Annotated in this window: 1 protein-coding gene; it reads right to left on the reverse strand. The window is 41.1% G+C overall.

Going from position 1 to position 1,322, the window contains the following annotated elements:
* Positions 1-705: 705 nt before the first annotated feature.
* The coding region (locus S1OALGB6SA_RS09930; protein ID WP_230204340.1) for a hypothetical protein at positions 706-1,322 on the reverse strand (617 nt) is incomplete at its 5' end.

Here is a 1,322-nt window from a genome sequence, read left to right on the forward strand (position 1 = left end):
TGAAACTCATCAGGGCAATCTGATCGGCATGCAAGGCTCTCTGGCTATGGAGGGCTGGAGCTTTCTGCGGCGCTGGCTGGCTGCTTAGCCTCACTGGGCTTAGCGACCCCTGCGCATATTGTTGCGGGAATGAGGGTAACGGCGGGAGGAGTAAATCATCATTACGGATAAACTAGCTTTTCAAGAAGATAGATCGAAACGAGAAGCCACACCAAAGACGTGCATAGAAACAATATCTGTTTTTTCTTCTTCGAAATTGCAATCAATATGCTTGAAGTTACGATTATTACAGGGGCAATATATACACTCACTAATACAAATGCAACGTAATAAACCAAGGCTGTGAGATCTGGCAACTCTCGGAAAAAAGCAATATTGCAGGACTGGTAAAATGGAGAGTGATACTATTTGTATGATACTTAGAACTTTATTCACTTTCACTTTATTCCATTTCATCGTCTTCTCCATGATTCTGCTGAATAGCACCTTTTACGTCCGGCATCACTCCTCTCAGCACCTCACAATAACATCGTCAATAAGGGTGTTACTATTCGGGCCTCGACAAAGTATTATAAGTCACCAAATGGACGATACCCATTCGAAAATAGAAGCCCGCTATGAATCGGATCGAATACGAAGGGCGATTTAACCTGTGACCCTGGGTTTTACACAGAAAAAAATTACAGGCTCTTCAGGAAGAGTCATCTAAGGCTTTCTAGTTTTGGGCAATATGCGACTCATCCATTCCTCCCAAAGGATGCTCAACTCTATTATATATCGGGTGAGACGACCGGCATTAGCCACTTCTCTCAAAGTCAGCTCAACTTCCCTATGCACAGGAGAGGTAGGATTAACACCATACCCACCATAAAATGCAAATCTCCCAATTTTGTTTTCATCAAAAACATAAATGTAAACAGTTGTGCCATCCACTAGCCCATAGCTCTCTATGCCGACATAGAAGTGACGATTCTTAGCACGTCTATTTACAGCACGTCTAGCCAGTTTCTTATCGAAATCAGCAATTTCATGTTTTGTTTCAACAACCAAAGATCGTCCTGTGCTTGTATCCTCTGTCCACTCTATCAAATCCCATGTATTAGAATTCTCAACAAACAGGGAAGTACGCAAATCCCCATTATCTATATTACGTTCAAAATAAATAAGAAAAAAATCCGAATCTCGATAGTAGTTTGCAAGCCTTTCCTCAACTTCACGATGATATTCTTTATCGCTAAGCAAATACATTGACTCTAAGAATCCGGGATCTAGGTTTTCTTCAAACCACTTGTCCCATATTTTTGATTCTTCTTCAAAAGAAA

Source organism: Olavius algarvensis spirochete endosymbiont (assembly GCA_900608495.1).
Taxonomy (GTDB): Bacteria; Spirochaetota; Spirochaetia; order DSM-2461; family DSM-2461; genus UBA2779.